At 70.2% G+C, this 18,193-nt stretch carries 9 protein-coding genes and 1 pseudogene; 3 read left to right on the forward strand and 7 right to left on the reverse strand.

The annotated features are described in order from the left end of the window. Window positions 1–17 precede the first annotated feature (17 nt). Window positions 18–6,335: pseudogene (locus tag MYSTI_RS45295) on the reverse strand (amino acid adenylation domain-containing protein); the annotation flags it as partial. Window positions 6,336–6,378: 43 nt separating this feature from the next. Continuing rightward, window positions 6,379–7,803 (reverse strand): MFS transporter, encoded by a 1,425-nt coding sequence (locus MYSTI_RS13275; protein ID WP_015348271.1) that lies wholly within the window; start codon window positions 7,801–7,803, stop codon window positions 6,379–6,381. A gap of 268 nt (window positions 7,804–8,071) precedes the next feature. Between MYSTI_RS13275 and MYSTI_RS13280 the strand changes: the two genes are divergently transcribed. Beyond that, complete coding sequence (locus MYSTI_RS13280) at window positions 8,072–8,509, forward strand: DUF2383 domain-containing protein (protein WP_015348272.1); 438 nt, start codon at window positions 8,072–8,074, stop codon at window positions 8,507–8,509. Between the two features lie 144 nt (window positions 8,510–8,653). After that, a complete protein-coding gene (locus MYSTI_RS13285) occupies window positions 8,654–9,457 on the forward strand; it encodes a hypothetical protein (RefSeq protein ID WP_015348273.1) in 804 nt (267 codons plus the stop codon). A gap of 9 nt (window positions 9,458–9,466) precedes the next feature. Here MYSTI_RS13285 and MYSTI_RS13290 read toward each other — a convergent pair whose 3' ends face one another. The 5 genes from MYSTI_RS13290 to MYSTI_RS13310 form a co-directional block, all read right to left on the reverse strand. After that, window positions 9,467–10,564 (reverse strand): hypothetical protein, encoded by a 1,098-nt coding sequence (locus tag MYSTI_RS13290; RefSeq protein WP_015348274.1) that lies wholly within the window; start codon window positions 10,562–10,564, stop codon window positions 9,467–9,469. 19 nt (window positions 10,565–10,583) lie between these two features. After that, the gene (locus tag MYSTI_RS13295; protein ID WP_015348275.1) at window positions 10,584–11,144 is read right to left on the reverse strand and encodes a DUF2378 family protein; all 561 of its coding nucleotides are present in this window, start codon (window positions 11,142–11,144) and stop codon (window positions 10,584–10,586) included. Between the two features lie 242 nt (window positions 11,145–11,386). Then, window positions 11,387–13,921 (reverse strand): adventurous gliding motility protein AgmC, encoded by a 2,535-nt coding sequence (agmC, locus tag MYSTI_RS13300; protein WP_015348276.1) that lies wholly within the window; start codon window positions 13,919–13,921, stop codon window positions 11,387–11,389. 17 nt (window positions 13,922–13,938) lie between these two features. After that, window positions 13,939–15,702: an OmpA family protein gene (locus MYSTI_RS45300; protein WP_015348277.1), complete on the reverse strand. Its 1,764-nt coding sequence runs from the start codon at window positions 15,700–15,702 to the stop codon at window positions 13,939–13,941. Window positions 15,703–16,148: 446 nt separating this feature from the next. Beyond that, on the reverse strand, window positions 16,149–17,300 hold the full coding sequence (locus tag MYSTI_RS13310; RefSeq protein WP_015348278.1) for an MFS transporter: 1,152 nt from the start codon (window positions 17,298–17,300) through the stop codon (window positions 16,149–16,151). Between the two features lie 92 nt (window positions 17,301–17,392). Here MYSTI_RS13310 and MYSTI_RS13315 point away from each other — a divergent pair, with 92 nt between their 5' ends. After that, window positions 17,393–18,160 carry a helix-turn-helix domain-containing protein gene (locus MYSTI_RS13315; RefSeq protein WP_015348279.1) on the forward strand — a complete coding sequence of 256 codons (768 nt, stop codon included), beginning with the start codon at window positions 17,393–17,395 and terminating at the stop codon, window positions 18,158–18,160. The last annotated feature ends 33 nt before the right edge of the window (window positions 18,161–18,193 follow it).

The following is an 18,193-nucleotide window of genomic DNA, read 5'->3' on the forward strand; positions in this document are numbered from 1 at the left end:
GGGGAGTCGTCGATGGACTCACCGCCGATGAGGAGGCGGAGGGGGCGATGGAAGGAGGAGAGGCCCTCGTCGAGGAGGAGACGGAGGTGGGAGGGGGCACAGTCGAAGACGTCGACGGAGTGCCTGGAGAGCCAGGAGAGGAGGAGGGGGACGTCCTCGCGAGCAGCCTGGGGGACGAAGCAGAGAGCGTGTCCTTGGGAGAGGAAGACGAGCTGCTTGACGGAGGCGTCGAAGGAGAGAGGAGCGTTGAGGGAGAAGCGGAGAGGCCGCTGTACGTCGGAGAAGACGGAGGAAGAGAGGGCGTGGAGGAGATTCACCACGGAGGAGTGGTGGATGACGACGCCCTTGGGCCTGCCGGTGGAGCCGGAGGTGTAGATGACGTAGGCGGGGTGAGAGGGGAGGGTGAGGTGAGAAGGGTTTGAAGAGGGGAGAGCGTCGAGAGCGGCGCGGAAGGCGGCGTCATCGAGGCAGAGAGGCGTGGAGGCGGAGGAGAGTCTGGGGAGGAGATGAGACTGGGTGAGGACGAAGGGGGCGCGGGAGTCCTCGAGCATGAAGGAGAGACGCTCGAGGGGGTAGGAGGCGTCGAGAGGGACGTAGGCGGCGCCAGCCTTGAGGATGGAGAGAAGGGCGACGAGGGCGGAAGTGGAGCGCTCGAGGCAGAAGGCGACGCGAGACTCAGGGCCGACGCCACGAGCACGCAGGAAGTGAGCGAGCTGGTTTGAGCGTTGGTTGAGCGCGGAGAAGGAGAGGGAGGAGTCGTCGTCGAGGACGGCGAGGGCGTCAGGAGTGAGAGCGGCCTGGGCCTCGAAGAGCTGGTGGAAGGCGCCGCGCCAGGGGACTTCGGAGAGGGTGCTGTTCCAGTCGGAGAGGACCTGACGACGCTCCTCGGCCGGCAACATGGGCAGATCGCCGACGCGTGAGTCCAGCGACGTGAGCGCACCATCGAGCAGGGTGGCGAAGTGCTGGACCATCCGGCCGATGGTGGCCTCGTCGAACAGGTCCGTGCGGTAGCCCAGCGCGCCATGCAGGTCCTCACCCAACGACAGCGTGAGGTCGAACTTGGCGCCGGGCACGCCCGAGCCGAAGGACTCCAGGCGCAGGGGCACGCTCTGCTCGCTGCTCCCCGTGACCTCCATGCTCGTCGTCGGTGCGTTCTGCAGGACGAGCATGACCTGGAAGAGCGGCGAGTGGCTGAGGGTGCGGTGCGGGTTGAGCTCCTCGACGAGCTTCTCGAAGGGGACGTCCTGGTGCTCGTACGCCGCGAGGGTGGCGCGCTTCACCTGCGCGAGCAGCTCACGGAAGGTCTGCTTCGCGCGGACCTGCGTGCGCAGCACGAGGGTGTTCACGAAGAAGCCGATGAGGCCCTCGGTCTCCGCGCGCGTGCGTCCCGCGATGGGCGAGCCCACGGAGATGTCCTCCGTCGCGGCGTAGCGCGAGAGGACCATCTGCCACACGGCGAGCAGCGCCATGAAGGGCGTCACGCCTTCTTGCTGGCAGACGGCCATCAGCCGCTCGTTGAGGGCGCGAGGCAACTGCACGGGATACGAAGCGCCTCGGTTCGTCTGGACGGCGGGCCTTGGCCGGTCCGTGGGGAGCTCGAGGAAGGGCGGCGCTCCAGAGAGCTGCTGCCGCCAGTACGAGAGCTGCCGCTCCAGCGCATCCCCTTGCAGCCAGCCGCGTTGCCAGGCGGCGAAGTCGGCGTACTGGATGGGCAGGGCGCTCAGTCCGGGCGCCTGTCCGGACAGCCTCGCGGCGTAGAACTCCGCCAGCTCGCGGAGCAGGACGCCCATGGACCAGCCGTCCGAGGCGATGTGGTGGACGGTCCCGACCAGGACGTGTCGCTGTGCCTCCAGCCGCAGCAGGAGCGCGCGGAAGATGGGGCCTCGCGCCAGGTCGAACGGACGCGCGGCCTCTTCGCTCACGCGGCGCTGGGCCTCGGCGAGCCTCGTGGCTTCCGGGAGGGATTGGAGATCCACTCGCACGAGGTGAACAGGTGCGGAGGGGTGGATGTGCTGGCGCGGCTCTCCCTCGTGCGTGACGAAGGTGGTGCGCAGCGACTCGTGCCGCTCGATGAGCGCGGAGAAGGACTCCTGGAGCGCGTCCACATCCAGCGGGCCCTCGAGGAGCAGCGCGAGCGGGATGTTGTACGTCGCGCTGTTCGGCTCGAACTGGTCGATGAGCCACAGGCGCTGCTGCGCGAAGGAGAGCGGCAGGTCCCCGGTGCGTGGCACGGGGAGAAGGGGCGGTCGTGCCGCGCCCTTGTCCGTCAGGGCCGCGGCGTCGATGCGCTCGGCCAGGGCTTCGATGGTGGGTGCCTCGAACAGCTCTCGCAGCGCCAGCTCGACCTTGAAGGTGGTGCGGACGCGGGAGACGAGCTGCGTGGCGAGCAGCGAGTGGCCACCCAGCGCGAAGAAGTCCTCCGTGATGCCGATGCGAGGAACCCGCAGCACCTGCGCCCAGATGGACACCAGCAGCTCCTGCGTGGGCGTGCGCGGTGCAACGTACGCGGCGCTGGGCGCGGAGAGGACGGCCTCCGGGGGAGGCAGGGCCTTGCGGTCGATCTTGGCGTTCGACGTCAGGGGCAGTGCGTCGAGTCGGAGGAGCGACGAGGGGACCATGAACTCGGGCAGACGCGACTTGAGGAAGGCGCGGAGCGAGACAGGGTCGAGGTCGTCAGCGACGAAGTATCCGACGAGGCGCTTGTCACCAGGCACATCCTCGCGAGCGAGAGCGACGGCCTCGCGGACGGAGGGATGCGAGAGGAGCGCGGCTTCGACTTCGGAAAGCTCGATGCGGAAGCCTCGGACTTTGACCTGGGCGTCGGAGCGGCCGATGAAGTCGAGAACCCCGTCAGGACGCCAGCGGACGAGGTCACCGGAACGATAGAGGCGAGCCCCAGGAGAAGCAGAGAGCGGGTCCGGAACGAAACGCTCGGCGGTGAGCGCGGGTTGTCCGAGGTAGCCACGCGCGACACCTTCGCCGCCGATGAAGAGCTCACCGGTGACGCCGACGGGAACGGGCTGGAGGGACGCGTCGAGGACGAGAAGGCGTGTGCCGTTGGTGGGGCGTCCGATGGGAACGGAGGAGGGGACGTCCTCCGCTCGCTGCATGGGGAAGGAGGAGGCGAAGACGGTGGTTTCGGTGGGGCCGTAGAAGCTGGTGACGGGAATGCCCCAGGACGTCAGTGCCGTCCGAACGTGGAGAGGCGAGACGACGTCGCCGCCGGTGAGGACGCGCTGGAGAGACGGAGGAGCGGGGAGACGCGACTCGACGAGCTGAGAGAAGAGACCGCTGGTGGCCCAGAGGGTGGTGACGGAGCCGCGTGCGATGGCGCTGAAGAGGTCCTCGAGAGAGGGCGACTGAGGCGGTAGGACGAGGAGACGTGCGCCGTGGAGCAGGGCACCCCAGACCTCGAAGACGGTGGCGTCGAAGGAGATGGGTGCGAGGAGAAGGTGAGTCTGGTCGGGACCCAGGTGGGTGTAGTCGACGCCGAGGAGGGTGCGGACCACGCCGCGATGAGTACAGGCAACCCCCTTGGGCTTGCCGGTGGAGCCGGAAGTGAAGACGACGTAGGCGAGGGAGTCGGGGAGCGCGGAGGACGGAAGCGCGTGAGAGGGGTGCTCGGAGAGGGAGAGCTCGTCGAGGAGGACGAGCGTCAGGCCCTGGGAGGGGAGCTTGGGGAGGAGAGCACGAGAAGTGATGAGGACGGAGGGGCGAGCGTCCTCGACCATGGAGGCGAGTCGCTCGGGAGGGTACTGGGTGTCGAGCGGGACGTAGGCGCCGCCGGTCTTGAGGACGGCGAGGAGGGCGACGATGAGGTCGGGAGAGCGCTCCAGCGAGACGGCGACACGAGAGTCCGTGGAGATGCCGAGAGAGCGCAGGTGCCAGGCGAGCTGGTTGGAGCGCGAGTCGAGCTGGCGGTAGGAGAGAGACTCCTCACCGAAGAGGAGCGCGGTGGAGTCGGCGGAGCGAGCGACGACGCGAGCGAAGGCGTCGGGAAGCGTGTCGTCGGTGGAGACGCGGGTCGGAACCTGCGCCCAGTCGATGAGGAGCTTCTGACGCTCGGTCGCGTCGAGGATGGAGAGGGCGCCGAGCGGAACGTCGGGCCGGGCGAGCGTGGCCTCGACGAGGAGCTCGAAGTGACGGGCCATGCGCTCGATGGTCGCGTGCTCGAACAGGTCCGTGTTGTAGGTCAGCGTCCCGAAGAAACCCTCCGGGGCATCCATGAGATGCAGCTCCAGCTCGAACTTGACGACCGTCCCCTCGACCTCGACGGGGGTCAGCGTCAGCTCCTGGCCCTGCGTCGAACCGCCGGTGGTGGTCTGCAGCGCCAGGATCACCTGGAACAGCGGACTGCGGCTCAGGTCTCGACGGACCTGGAGCTCCTCGACGATTCGCTCGAAGGGGACGTCCTGGTGCTCGAAGGCCCCGAGCGTCGTCTCCTTCGCCCGCCGCAGCATCTGGCGGAAGGTCGCCTTCTCCTCCACCCGCGCACGGAAGACGAGCGTGTTGACGAAGAAGCCGATGAGCCCTTCGAGCTCGGCGCGCTGACGACCCGCGATGGGGGAACCCACGGCGATATCGTCCTGGCCCGAGTAGCGCGAGAGCAGCCACTGCCACGCGGCGAGCAGCGCCATGAAGGGCGTGGCGCCCTCTTGCTTGCACAGGGCCTTGAGTCGGTGGGCGGACGCCGCCGGCACTGTGACGGGGACCTGCGCACCGTGAGAGGTCAGGACGGGCGGACGCGGCTTGTCGAGCGGCAGGTCCAGCGTCGCGACCCCCGAGAGCTCGTTTCGCCACCACGCGAGATGCTCGTCCAGCACCGCGCCTTGGAACCAGGAGCGCTGCCACACGGCGTAGTCGGCGTACTGGAGCGTGAGCGCCGGAAGCGGCGACGGCATCCCTCGCGCGAAGGCGGCGTAGAGGGCCGCGACCTCCTGGATGAGGACACCCATGGACCAACCGTCGGAGACGATGTGGTGCATGTTGAGCGCGAGCACGTGCTCGACGGCGGACACCTTCAACACCAGCGCGCGGATGAGCGGGCCCGTGGAGAGGTTGAAGGGCTGGAGATATTCTTCGTGCAGGCGACGCCGCACCTCCACGCGCCGCTCCTCGGCCGGCAGGTCTTGCAGGTCGACGAGCGTGACGCGCAGCTCGCCGTCCGGCGCGATGACCTGGATGGGCTCGTCATGGCGTTGGAGGAAGGTGGTGCGCAGCGCCTCGTGGCGTCGCACCAGCTCATCGAAGGCCCGCTGCAGCGCCGCCAGGTCCAGCCGTCCGTTCATCCGGACGAACGACGGCATGTTGTAGGTGGCCCCTCCTGGCTGGAGCTGATCCAGGAACCACAGGCGCTGCTGGGCGAAGGACAACGGCAGGTCCCGCGTGCGCGGCACGGGGACCAGCGGGGGCGGCTCCGGGCGGGTCGCGAGCTCTCGGGACTCGCGCAGCTCCGCGACGTCGAAGAGGCGAGAGGCGAGCTCCGCGGCCCGGGGCTCGCGCAAGAGCGAGTGTCCATCGCCAGGTGTCACGTCGAGCTGGAGGCCCTCCTCCGCGAGCACTCCCCACCCCCGCTCGCGCTCCTCGCCCGTGGCATCCGCGGACTCCTCGGCGCGAAGCAGGCGCGCGGAGCCCGGGAAGGACTCCGGCACATAGCGGCGCGCGGCACGCAGGTGGGCGGAGAAGACCTTGAAGCGCGCGCGCAGGACGTCGAGCGGCATGGCGGCGAAGGCATGCCCCTGACTCGTGCCCTCGGCGTGGAGGTGTTGCAGCAGCGGCTCCGGGTCCTTGCCCGTGGTGAGCGCGGTGGGGAGCTCCAGCGGCGTTGCTCCCGCCTGGAGCGCCAGCTCCCTCGCGAAGAGCGCGGCATGCGCGGCGAGCGCGGTGGCGGAGACGCTCCGGTCGGCGGCCGCGAGCGGCGGCTCGATGAGCGTGAGCCGGGCGGCGTGGCCGTCGCGCTGGAGCAGGCGCGTCATCTCCCACGCGATGACGGCGCCCAGGGCCCAGCCGGCGAGGTGATACGGGCCCTCGGGGCGGTCGGCGCGCAGGGCCTCGACGTAGAAGACGGCCATGGCCTCGAGCGACTCCATGGGCGCGCGGCCGTCGTCGAAGCCACGGGCCTGGAGGCCGATGACGGGCTGGGGCTCCGGTGCCTGGCGGACGAGCTCCGCGTAGCAGTCCAGGCGCCCGTCCAGGGCGTGCACGAGGTACAGCGGAATCGCCGAGCCCGCCCCCGGACGGAGGCTGACCAGGGGCGAGCCCGCGCGGGGCCCGCTGCTGGAGGGAGAGGATTCGGATACGGCGGTAGTACCGACGGAGGTCGGGAGGTCGCTCACGAGGGGACTCCTGTCAATTCAGTGGGGCCAGGACGCCAGGCGCTCAGGACGGGGTGTGGCCCGTCGCTGGGAGCGCGCTGTCAGACGCGGCGTCAGCCGAGTGCGGTGTGGAAGAAGCTGAAGGGGCGAGCGGATGGGAGGGAATCGCATCCGGGAGCTCGTCCTGGACGCGCCGCGCGCGAGGGGACAGCAGGAAGAGGCCCACGGCGCACAGCACCATGAGGCCCAGGAGAACGAAGAGCAGCGCGATGCCGCGGCCAGGGCCCGTGCCCAGCACGCGCCCCACGCTTCCCGCCAGGGCTCCGCCCGGCGCCATCCACGGCTCGAAGACGCGGTCGGCCAGCGGACCCGCCAGCAGCGTGACGAGCAACACGCCCGTGTGCCCCGACGTCTTGCGCAGCGCGGCCACGCGCCCCTGGAGCTCCAGCGGCACCTTCGTCTGCCAGAGCACCTGCGAGTTCGCGGTGGTCATCGGCATGGAGAACAGGAACAACATCGCCGCGGTGGCGATGAGCGGCACGCTGGGCGGGAGCGCGGCCAACAGCAACATCAGCGCGGCGAGGATGGGGAAGCCGGCGACACCGCGGATGCGGCGCTTCGTGCCGCCCCACACGCTGGTCACGATGCCGCCCCCCAGCATGCCCAGGCCGGAGATGGAGGCAATCAGGCCCAGGTTCGCCATGTCGGTGAAGCCGAGCACCAGCGGGGTGATGAGCAGCATCACCAGGATGAGGCTCGCGTTGGTGAAGGTGGTGAACGCCAGCAGGTACTTCAGCCCGGGCCGCTCCCGCACGAAGCGCAGCGCCTCCACCAGGTCACCCCTCATGGAGCGAGGCCCCGTGACGGGCGTCACCCGCGGAGGCGGCGACGGGAAGCGCACGGAGACCAACACGCCCGCGGCGAACAGGAAGCTGCACATGTCGATGAAGAGCACGCCATGCAGCCCGATGACGCCCACCAACACGCCCGCCACCACGGGAGAGGAGATCTGGCTGATGGCGACGCCCAGCTCCGCCATGCCGCTGGCCCGGCCCAGGTGCTGCTTGGGGATGAGCAGCGGCGTGGTGGCCGTCCACGCGGGCCACCGGAACGCGTTGCAGCAGCCCGACAGGAAGACGATGGGGTACAGGTACCAGGCCTGGAACGACAGGTGCCCCGCCTCCGACAGGAGGAGCAGCACCCAGATGATGGCCGTGGTGACGCCCGAGCCCACGTCGCTCCACAACATGGCCTTCCGGCGGTCCCACCGGTCCACCAGCACCCCCGCGAAGGGCGACAGCAGCGCGATGGGCAACGTCGCGCAGAACGACATCAGCACGAAGCGCGTGGTGGAGCCGGTGAGCTTGTAGACGTGCGCGCCCAGCGCGAACGACGTCAGCCCCGAACCGAACAGGGAGACGAACTGTCCCAACCACACGAGGGCGAAGGTGACAAACGGGCGCGACGGTGAGGCAGACGGGGCGGTCATTCGTCGAGACGAAGCGAGCTGGGGTGCCTGGCGAGCATCCCACTGGCCAGGGGTACGGCACAGGAAACGGGGTAGAGCGGGATCAGCTTCACAGCCCCGACGCATTCTTGCAAACAGACTACCCAGACAGTCGCGCAGGTTCGTGCCTTCGCACGGACGGTGCGTGTGTCCCGGGGGAGGCGGCGGGGGAGGGGGCCCTTGTTGCTTGGCGCCGGGCGCGCCGCACCTTCTGGCTCAGCATTCCGTTCACCGCATCCAGGAGGCCGTCATGGCGCACACCGACAAGGATGTCGACACGCTCAATTCCTTCCTCCGAGGAGAGATTTCCGCCGTGGAGACCTACCGGCAGGCGATAGGGCACATCTCCGACGACGTCCGGCGGCGCACGCTGGAGGAGTGCCGGTTGGACCATGAGCACCGCGTGGAGGCGCTGCGCGAGCGCATCCTCCAGATGGAGGGCAAGCCCGCGGAGGGCTCGGGGGTCTGGGGGGCGTTCGCGAAGGTGGTGCAGGGCGGCGCGAACGCGCTGGGGGAGGGGGCGGCCATCACCGCGCTGGAGGAGGGCGAGGACGTGGGCCTGCGCGAGTACGAGCGCGACGCGAACAAGGTCCACGGCGACTTGCGTCGCTTCGTGCGCATGGAGCTGCTGCCCGCGCAGAAGAGCACCCACAAGAAGCTCAGCCACCTGAAGCACACGCTCCACTGAGGTGCCGCCGGGGGCGGGCGCCGGGCCTGGGCCGCCTTTCGCGACCCGGGCCCGCCGCACTGCGGGTATCTTCTGCGGGGGGCCTGGAGGTTGGGGTGTCGGCGTGCGATAACCGGAGATTCGCGGCGAAGCTGGAGGGGATGCATGTGGCTGGATGACGGCTCTTCGGAACGCGACGGGGCCGCCGGCGGTGATGCCCGGCGTGAGGACTCGCGTCGCGTGGACGAGGAGCCTCCCAGTCCGGAGCAGCCGGCGCTGTCGCAGGCCCCCGCGCCGCTGACGGATGGCAGCCACGCGGGCGCGCTGAGCGCGAGCTGCGAGGCGCTGTTCCGCTCCACCGAGCAGGCCCTGCCGTGGGCCTGGAAGCTGCTGCAGTTGGGCAAGGGGCCCGGGGTGTTGCCGGCCGAGGCCCGCGGCGCCGCGCTGGAGTTCCTGGACCGCATCCCGCCGCACGTGCGCCGAGGCGTCAGCGAGCTGCTGGCCTACAGCAACCTGTGGCAGGCCGTCTGTACCCGTCTGGGGCGTCCGGTGGCCCGCTCCACCGAGGAGCTGCTGCGCGAGCTGAACGGGGACCTGCAGCTGCTCCTGCGGGGCGCGCAGGCGCGGCTGGGCACCACGGCCGCGCTGGAGCAGGGCCTGCTCCTGCACCTGGGGCGGCTGCGGGAGGCGCGCGGCAAGGAGCCCACCGCGGGGCTGGAGCTGCGGGCCACGCTGGACGCCTTCACCCACTCGGTGATGCAGGTGATGTCGGCGGCGAGCGCGTACCGCCGCGCCTGGGAGGCCGCGGAGGCGGAGCTGTCCGAGTCCTCCGAGTGGCTGGGCGCCGGAGACCCGGGCTTCTGCACGTGGCTGGCCGAGCACCTCTCCGCGTCGGTGCCCGCCTGGCGCGAGGCGCACACCGCCAGCCGGTTGCTCCAGGAATTGGGCGCGCTGTCCGGTCCTCCGTAGGCGGCCCTCTCAGGCCTCCACGAGGATGCGGTGCCGGTAGAGCTCCAGGAGGATGTCCTCGGAGAGGTCCGCCTGCTTGTGCTCGCGCAGGTGCTCACGCACGGCCTCCACGGGCTGGCGGCCGGTGAACTCCACGAGCAGGCCGTAGGCCTCACCCGGGAGGGCAATGGCGTCGAAGTCGCTGTACGCGCCCAGGGCGACGCTGCCGTCGGGCAACCACTGCACGGTGGCGTCGGGGTTGAACCGGAGCGTGCGCGGCAGGCGCGGTGAGTTGGCGGTGGCGAACAGCGTCTCCACCGTCTTCAGCTCGACGTGGCCGTCGAACCCCAGGAGCCTGTCGAGGTCGTCCGCGGTGAGGGCGCGCACGCGGCGGTAGCATTCCCGGTAGTACTCGAGCTCGCGGCCCGCGTGCTCCTTCCAGAGGTCGGCGTAGGCGCGCGGAGGCGGGGGCGCGTCGTCCAGGTCCTCGACGGCCAGGGGCGTGGACTCACCCCGGTCCGCGCGGTCCTTTCCGGAGAGGACGTAGTCGGGCAGGAGCTGGAGCGAGGCCCAGCGCGAGAGCTGGATTTCAGTCAGCGTCAGGTACGTCTTGAGGGACATCCAGAACTTGCGGCCGTCGTTGCCCGCCACGTACTTGCAGAAGAACGTGGAGCAGACCGCCTCGCGGTAGGGCCAGATGGTGCAGCCCCCGCTGCTCTCCCCGTAGTACGGACAGCGCAGGGACGCGGCGCGGCCGAAGAACTGGTGCCCGTTCTTGTAGAGGAAGCTGAACTTCGCGGGGGGCTTCACCCACTGCGGCGTGACGCCGATGCGGCTGGTGATGCGCGCCTCCATGCGACGGCGACCCTCGGCCAGCTCCGGGCGGTCATCCGACAGCAGCGCGCCGACGAGGTAGTTGGGCAGGCGCGGGAAGTAGGTGCAGCACTTGGTGTCGGGGCGGAAGAAGCGGCTGACGCCGTCGACGGCCTCCACGGCGCCCTGCGCGGTGTCCTTGCACATGGCGCAGTTCGAGCAGGTGGCCTTGGTCTCCTCCGGGACGTCCTGGCGGAAGAAGCCGGGGAGCAGCTCGCGGTAGAGCTCGGGGAGGCTGTCGAGGAGGCGGGACATGGGGGCTCTCGAGGTGCGCTCAGTGCGCGGAAGGGTCGTACCACTCGAGCCGATAGGTACAGGACTCCGCGTCGTGCCGGGTGCGGGAAATGGTGAGGCCGCGCACGCCGATGCGGTGCAGTCCTTCCTCCAGCACCCCCTCGACGAAGCCCTCGGTGGCCGCGGGCTCGTTGAACCAGAGCTCCGCGGTGTTGGGGGACACCACGTTGACGCGGGTCTCCGTGAAGTTGTTGCCGCTGCGGAAGTTGTGCGTCATGCGGCCCAGCGAGCGCATGGGGCCCAGCACCCGCGCCAGGGTGAGGACCGCCGCGCCCATCACCGTCTGGGCGTAGCCCTCGATCATCCGCCGGGCGAGCAGACGGCGCGCCTCCTCCAGGGGCTTCTCCGGATGGAGGGCGCGGCCCACGGTGTCCAGGCAGCGCACCCAGACGGCGTGGGGATAGGCGGCCTGGAGGGGGCCGTCCAGGTCCATGCCCAGCTCGCGCAGCTCATTGCGCAGCTCGTAGGACAAGTCCTTGTCGAGCGTCTTCAGGTAGAGGCTGTCCACCGTGTTGCCGAAGATGACGCGCTCCTGGCTCATGCGCTCCCTGCCCCCTGCTGTGGCCGGACCACCCACCTTCCGGCGGCGCGCATTCTCCCGAAGCCGACCGTCGGAGGCCAGTGCTCTCGACAGACCCTCCAGGGAGGGTGGGGAGTCGCCACGCACCTCTGCCCGTCGAAGGCGCGGCCCCCCGAGGTTCGCTGAGCCCCAGGCATGAAGAAGGCCGGACCCCACCTCCACGAGGGGAGGGGAGCCCGGCCGGATTCACGACGCGAGGAGTCTCAGCTCCGACGACGGCGGCGGCGCGCCAGCGTGAGGAGCGTCCCCAGGCTCATCAACAGCAGCGACGCGTCCCCTCCCGTGGCCGAGCAGCTGGCGCCGCCTCCCTGGAAGGTGATGCCCTCGCCCGGGTTGCCCTTGTCCGGAGACACGGTCCAGGTGCGGGTGGCCGGCGTGGCCGTCACATTGCCCGTGGCATCCCGAGCGCGCACCTGCAGGGTGTGCTCGCCGTCGACCAGGTCGGTGAAGGTCACCGGCGAAGTGCACGCCGCGAAGGCGGCGCCGTCCAGGCTGCACTCGTAGGTGACGCCCGACTCGTTCGATTCGAGCGTGAACGTCGCGCTCCGCTCCGGAGTCGTGCCCGACGGACCGGAGGTGATGTTCGTCTGCGGCGCCGTGAGGTCCACCGTCCAGGTGTGGCTGGCTGGGGAGGCATCCCCATTCCCCACGGCGTCGAGCGCGCGCACCTGCAAGGTGTGCTCGCCGTCGGCCAGGCCGGTGAAGATCACCGGGTCCGTGCACGCGGCGAAGGCTCCGCCGTCCAGGCTGCACTCGTACGTCACGCCCGACTCCGCCACCTCCACGTCGAAGTCGAACGTGGCGCTCGCCGCCTGGGTGCGGCTCGGCGGGCCCGTGACGATGACGGTGTTCGGCGCCGTGAGGTCCACCGTCCAGGTGTGGCTGGCCGGGGAGTCATCCACGTTGCCCGCGGCGTCGATGGCCCGCACCTCCAGGGTGTGGGAGCCCTCGGTGAGCCCGGTGAGGGTCTCCGGGTCCTGACACGTGGCGAAGGCCGCGCCATCCAGGCTGCACTCGTACGTCGCGCCCGGCTCGTTCGCGTCGAAGTCGAACGTGGCGCTCGTCGCGCGGGTGCGGCTCGGCGGGCCGGAGACGAGGGTGGTGGCCGGCTTCGTGCTGTCCACGGTGAAGGGGGTGGCGGTGCTCTTCACGCTCTGCACCGCGTCGAGCTCCGCGGCCACCTGCACCGCGTGGCTGCCCTCCGACAGGTCGGTGGGCACCGGGAAGGAGTAGGCCCCCGCGGCGTTGGACGTCACCCGGCCGACCTCGCGCCCATCGAGGTGGATGATCACCGTCGTGTTGGGCCGCGCCGAGCCCTCGATGACGGGGCGGTTGCCGGTGGCGCCGTCTTGTGCCGGCCGGGTCACCGTGGGCACCGGAGGCACGATGAAGCCCTTGAGTCGGACGTCGGGGGTTCCATTAGCACCCTGCGTCGCACCGTAGGCCCTGCCACCACTCGCCGAGGCATCCAGCTGTGTGCCCGCCGCCCCTCCCCTCGTGGTGAAGCGACCGGCTCCGAACGACGCGGCATAGTACAGAATCCGGCCGCTGCTCCCGCCACCGCCGGGCCCCACGCGGTTGGCGTTCGCCGAGCCGCCGCTGCCTCCCTCGAGGGACATGGTGCCGCTCTCGCCCCTGCCTGCGATGCGCACATGGATGGTGCCACCCGCGCCACCGCCGCTGGCTCCATCCGTGCCCGAGGAGCCGCCCGCGGCCCCCATGACCAGGAGGTGTCCCGCTCCATCCAACCGGTTGGCGCGGAAGAAGATGGCGCCACCACCGTGCCCACCCGCCGTGCCCGTCCCGTCGACACCGTGACCCGCGCCGCCGCCACCGCCCAGCGTGAGGCGGTTCAGCAGTGAGAAGGTCAGCGCATGGCCTCCCATTCCGCCCACGAGCCGCCCGCCATCGGTGGTCTCGTCCGAGCGCCCGCCCAGGCCTCCCACCCCGGCGTTGCCACCACCGCCACCGCCCGACTTGCTGCAGACGCCGCCGCCGCCGCCGTTGACCATGTTGCCGCGCCCGGTATGCGCGGCGCCGAAGCGCGCGTGGACAATCCCCTCGCCCTTCTGGCCGCCGGCCGCGCTGACTTCATCCAGCCCCGTGCACGCCAGCCCCGCGGTCGTGTCATTGACGTACTGGCCGCCGCGGAACCCGCTGGCGTTGGCGTTGAGCTCCCCGGCGTTGTTCACCGTGCCCGTGGCCAGGAACGCGATGACACCGCCCGCGCTTCCGTTCCAGGGCACCGCGATGACGCGGCCGGGACCCGTCACGGTGAAGTCCACGTACTCGGGGACCCGGATGACCTGGGACACGTTCGCCGCATAGGTGTGGACGAGGGGCGCGGTCAGCGTCAGCGTCGAACCCGAGACCGAGGCCACCCGCGCGAACTCCCAGCGGCCCACCGGGTTGTTGGTGATGTCGGTGGGGCCCGCGCCTCCGGAGTCGGGCACCGGGACGAGCCCCGTCGTCTGGAGCACCATCACCAGGTCGCCCGCGGCGAAGCAGGCACTGGCACCCAGGCACGTGCCCAGGGAGAGGGTGACGTCCCCCGGGGCCAGCGGCGCCGTCACCTCGGCGTAGCTGTTGATGATGTTGTCCGCGGTCGAAATCTCGGGCGAGCCGTCACGCCCCGTGCCCAGTCCGAACGTATCCGGCTCCGCCAGCGCCGCCGTCGAGCCGAGGGCCTGCGCGCACACCGCCACCGAGAGCCACTTCTTGAAGAGTCTGTTGCTCATGATGTTCTTCGTTTCCTTCAGCGACGCAGCTCAGGGGGGACGATGATGAACTCCACGCGCCGGTTGGTCGCGCGGCCCTTCGGCGACGTATTGGCGGCGATGGGCCGGTCGGAGCCCAGACCCTTCGCCTCCAGGCGCGATGCCTCCACGCCCCTGCTCACCAGGTGGTTCTTCACCGCCTCGGCCCGCGCCAGCGACAGCTTGCGGTTGTTCTCCGCGTTGCCTCGGTCGTCGGTGTGGCCCTCGATGCTGAGCTTCTCCACCTCGGGGTGCTGCTGGAGGACCTTCGCCACCTGGTCCAGCAGCGCGAAGGAGCGCTTCTGGATGACCGCGTTGCCGGTGGCGAAGAACACCTGCTCCTTGATTTCCACCTTGTCCGCCTGGATGGCGACCATCTGCTTCTGCGCCGCGGGGCAGCCCGCGTTGGTGGCCACGCCCTTCTCGGTGGGGCAGTTGTCCAGGTGGTCCGACACCGTGTCTCCGTCCGAGTCCTTCGCCGGGCAGCCGCGCAGCTCCGCCAGGCCCGCCTCCGCCGGGCACGCGTCCTGCTCATCCACGAAGCCGTCCTGGTCCGTGTCCTTCACGGGGCAGCCCTGACGCTCGGCGGGGCCCGCCTCCGTGGGGCACTTGTCCGAGGCGTCCTCGAGGCCATCCTGGTCCGCGTCCTTCACGGGGCAGCCCTGACGCTCGGCGGGGCCCGCCTCGGTGGGGCACGTGTCGGCGGCATCCTCGACGCCGTCCTGGTCCGCGTCCTTCACCGGGCAGCCCTTGCGCTCGGCCGGGCCCGCCTCGGTGGGGCACGCATCGTCTTCATTCTTCACGCCATCGGCATCGTCATCGCGAGGCGCGGGCTCCACCTTCTTCTCTGTCTTCTTCTCCCCGCCCACGGCCACGCCGAGCAGCATGCGGAAGGCGGGCGTGCCCGGCGCCTCTCCGAACCCGGGGCCGAGCAGCGCGAAGGCCTCGAGCGAATCACTCAGGGGCATCCTCACGCCAGCCAGCACTTCCAATGAGTCCTCCGCGTCGTCGAGCCCGATGGCGCCGCGCACGTTGAGCTCGCCGCGCAGGCTCGCGCCCGTGGTGGCCAGCACCGCGCCCAGGCGGACCTCGTCCCGCACGTTGCCCGTGTCTCCCAGGACGGCGGAGGGGCGCAGCAGCACTCCCGCCTCCACGGCCGCGCGCAGCGAGCCGAAGTTCCGGCCCACCGCCAGCTTGGGCGCGAAGCGAACGCCGCTGTCCCGCGCGAGCGCGTCCTTGCTGCCGAAGGGCAGGCCCACGCCCACCTCGAGCGCCAGGTCCACCGGCGCCTCCCGTCGCTGGGCGAGCAGCCCCAGTCGGGCGTACACCGTGGGCGTGGACAGTCCCGTCCGGGCTGGCGCCGCGATGCCCTGCGCGCGGAGGTCATCCCCGTCCTGCCAGGCCACCAGCGGAAGCTGCGCGCCCACCTCCAGCCACTGCAGTGGCGCCCAGGCCGCCATCAGGTGCGCCGTCACCCGGTCCGACACCACCGCGCCCAGCCGGGACGCATTCCGGTACATCACCAGCGGGTCATTCTCGAACTGCCCCGCGAGCGACAGGCGGAAGCTGCCCTCGGGCAGCAACTCGCCGGTGCCCATGAGCGACGAGCCCTGGCCGTTGGGGTTGAGCTCCAGGCGCTCCAAATCGAAGGCGCGCAGGCCCGCGGGTTGCGCGAGCGCGGCCGAGGCGAGCAGCAGGGTGGCGACAGCAGACAGGCGCGCGTATCCCGCCAGAGGCTCTGGCGGGCGCTGGGTGTGACGCATGGGTTCTCCGAATCAGGTGGGAGGCGGAAGCAACAAGACGTTCAGGCGAGGGCGCGCGCCCGTGGGTGTGGATGGCGTGCGGTGCGAAGAAGCAGGAACGACTCGGGACTGTGACGGACGGGGCGAACCACCCCACCGCGCCACGCTGTCCACGTGGACGCTGCTGCAAAGGAGCACATCGACCTCGAACGTGAGCTCGAGCCCCTGGGTTTCAATGTGGATTGTCTCGTGGGTGTCTCGGCCGGCGTTTACTGGAAATCGAGGCTGGATGTCCATTCCTGGGTTGTCGAGTCATTCGTGACCCGGATTGTTTTGAGTCCGAATGTCTCAGCGCCCGATTGTCTGTGTTTACGTTATCGATAAGCGGATGACGTCTTGCTTCATCGAGGGCACATGCCCCGCCACCTCTACTCCGCGTGTCAGCCCCGGGATATTGGACCAAGGGCCTATTCCGTCTCCCGCCTCGTCGTGGGCAGGGCGCGGACGAGGACCGCCAGCAGCGCGCAGACCGCCAAGGCCAGGTCCAGGCGCTGCCCGTAGCCGGCGAGCACCAGCCCCGCGCCGAGGAGGTTGTAATAGAGGAGGCTCAGGAGGGCGCCCGCCGTCCCGAAGCGATCCGCATAGGCTCGAAGGGCGATGGCCAGCACATTGGGGATGGCGATGGCATAGGCGGACGAAATCAACGCCACGCCGCCCAGGAAGGCCAGGCTTCGCGGTAGCAGCACGGCGAGGAGGATGACGAGCGCGGCCCCCGCCACCAGGAGGCGGATGCCGAGTGAAATCAGCGCTTCCGCCGTCCAGCCGCGGCGCAACAGGGCGCGGTTCATCAGCGCTCCGGCCAGGGCTCCCGCGGCGAGCAGGAAGCCGCTCTGCCCGAAGGAGAGCCACGGGTTCTCCAGCGCCTCGAAGCGGAAGGGACCGAGCTGGTACCAGGAGAAGATCGCCGCATTGAAGGCGGCGATGAGCAGGGCGCTGCGCCATATCGAGGCGTCTCGAAGCATGGCTCGGAAGGTGGGCCAGAACGGGGCGACGGACACGGTCTCGGGGCGGGTCTCGGGCCAGCGCCAGAGGCTCGAGCCGAGGAGGAGCACCGCCAGCAGACCCAGGGCCGCGAAGACGCCCCGGTGACCCGCCTGGGTCGCGAGCCATTGGCCCGTGAACAGCCCCACCGCCGGGCTGATGGCCAGCGCCAGCCCCAGCACGGCGAAGACCCGGCCCAGCTCCGGCCCCGCATGGCTGTCGCGCAGCGCCGTCTGCGTCACGATGGAGCCCACCGCGGCCCCGAAGGCAGACAGGAGCCGTGCGAGCAGCAACTGGGGGAAGTCACTGGCGACCATCGCCCAGGCCGCCCCCACCGCGTAGAGCGCCAGGCCCGCGAGCAGCGCCGGGCGGCGGCCCCACGAGTCAGAGAGCCGACCCCAGGCCACCACGCCGAATGCGAAGGCCGCGAACCAGAGAGACAGCGTCTGCCCCGCCTCTGCGGGCGTGACGCGATAGTGCGTGGCGATCAGCGGCAGGGCCGGGCTGTAGATGGTTTCAACGAACTGCGGAAAGCTCAGGAGCAGGACGGCGAGCAGGAGCGGCGGGCGGCGAGACATGGCAACCTCAACGACGTGGGGTCACCTGCTCTAGCTGTTGGGGGCGTCGCGTATTACAAACGAAAAGACAATTTCCATCGGAAGTCGGACAAATGCCCTGGTTAGCGCCCAGCGACCCGTTTGACCCCGACCAGCAGGCGGCGCCGGTCAGCGGCATCGCCTCGCGACTGGTGCGCCACGACTCGGGCTTGCACAGCCATCAACGCGGGCAGCTCCTCTTCGCTCATGCCGGCTCCATCCGCATCGTGCTGCCCGGGATGATGTCGATGCTGCCTCCGATTCGAGTGGCCTGGATTCCACCGGCGACTCCACATCGCGTGTTGATTCGCGGAGAGGTGGAGTACCGCTCCATCTACCTCGACACGTCGCGCATCCCGCCCCCGACGGAGGGGCTGGCCATCCTGTCCATGACGGCGCTCCTGCGCGAGGTGTTCGAGCGCATCAGCCACGCGCCCCTGGAGACGGACTGGGAGAAGGGCGTCGAGGCGAACCTGCTGGCGGTCTGCCTGGATGAGCTGCGGGCGGCCCACCGGGAGCCGATGCTCCTGCCCGTGCCGAGTGACGCTCGGCTCTCCCGACTCAATCTGGAGGCGTTGCCGCCCGAGCTCACGGGGCTCGCGGAAGCGGTGGGCGCCAGCACGCGCACCATCACCCGCATCTTCCGGCGTGAGACGGGGATGAGCTACCAGTCCTGGAGACAGAGCTGGCGGCTCTTGAAGGCGGTGGACCTGCTGGCCTCGGGGGAGAGCGTGAGCGGCGTCGCCTCCGAGCTGGGCTTCGCCAGCGACAGCGCCTTCATCGCCTTCTTCCGCCAGATGACCGGTGAAACACCGGGGCGCTATCTGCGCGGCAGGAGTTGACCCTCCCGCGCCAGCGCCTCCTCGGGAGTGTCC

The organism is Myxococcus stipitatus DSM 14675, from assembly GCF_000331735.1.
In the GTDB taxonomy this organism is placed as follows: Bacteria; Myxococcota; Myxococcia; order Myxococcales; family Myxococcaceae; genus Myxococcus; species Myxococcus stipitatus.

Bases quoted from the DNA above. Each gene is read 5' to 3' on its own strand.
- MYSTI_RS13295 (WP_015348275.1), bottom strand. From the start codon at position 11,144: ATGAGCCAGGAGCGCGTCATCTTCGGCAACACGGTGGACAGCCTCTAC.
- MYSTI_RS45300 (WP_015348277.1), bottom strand. From the start codon at position 15,702: ATGCGTCACACCCAGCGCCCGCCAGAGCCTCTGGCGGGATACGCGCGC.
- MYSTI_RS13275 (WP_015348271.1), bottom strand. From the start codon at position 7,803: ATGACCGCCCCGTCTGCCTCACCGTCGCGCCCGTTTGTCACCTTCGCC.
- MYSTI_RS13290 (WP_015348274.1), bottom strand. From the start codon at position 10,564: ATGTCCCGCCTCCTCGACAGCCTCCCCGAGCTCTACCGCGAGCTGCTC.
- MYSTI_RS13315 (WP_015348279.1), top strand. From the start codon at position 17,393: ATGCCCTGGTTAGCGCCCAGCGACCCGTTTGACCCCGACCAGCAGGCG.
- agmC (WP_015348276.1), bottom strand. From the start codon at position 13,921: ATGAGCAACAGACTCTTCAAGAAGTGGCTCTCGGTGGCGGTGTGCGCG.
- MYSTI_RS13285 (WP_015348273.1), top strand. From the start codon at position 8,654: ATGTGGCTGGATGACGGCTCTTCGGAACGCGACGGGGCCGCCGGCGGT.
- MYSTI_RS13310 (WP_015348278.1), bottom strand. From the start codon at position 17,300: ATGTCTCGCCGCCCGCCGCTCCTGCTCGCCGTCCTGCTCCTGAGCTTT.
- MYSTI_RS13280 (WP_015348272.1), top strand. From the start codon at position 8,072: ATGGCGCACACCGACAAGGATGTCGACACGCTCAATTCCTTCCTCCGA.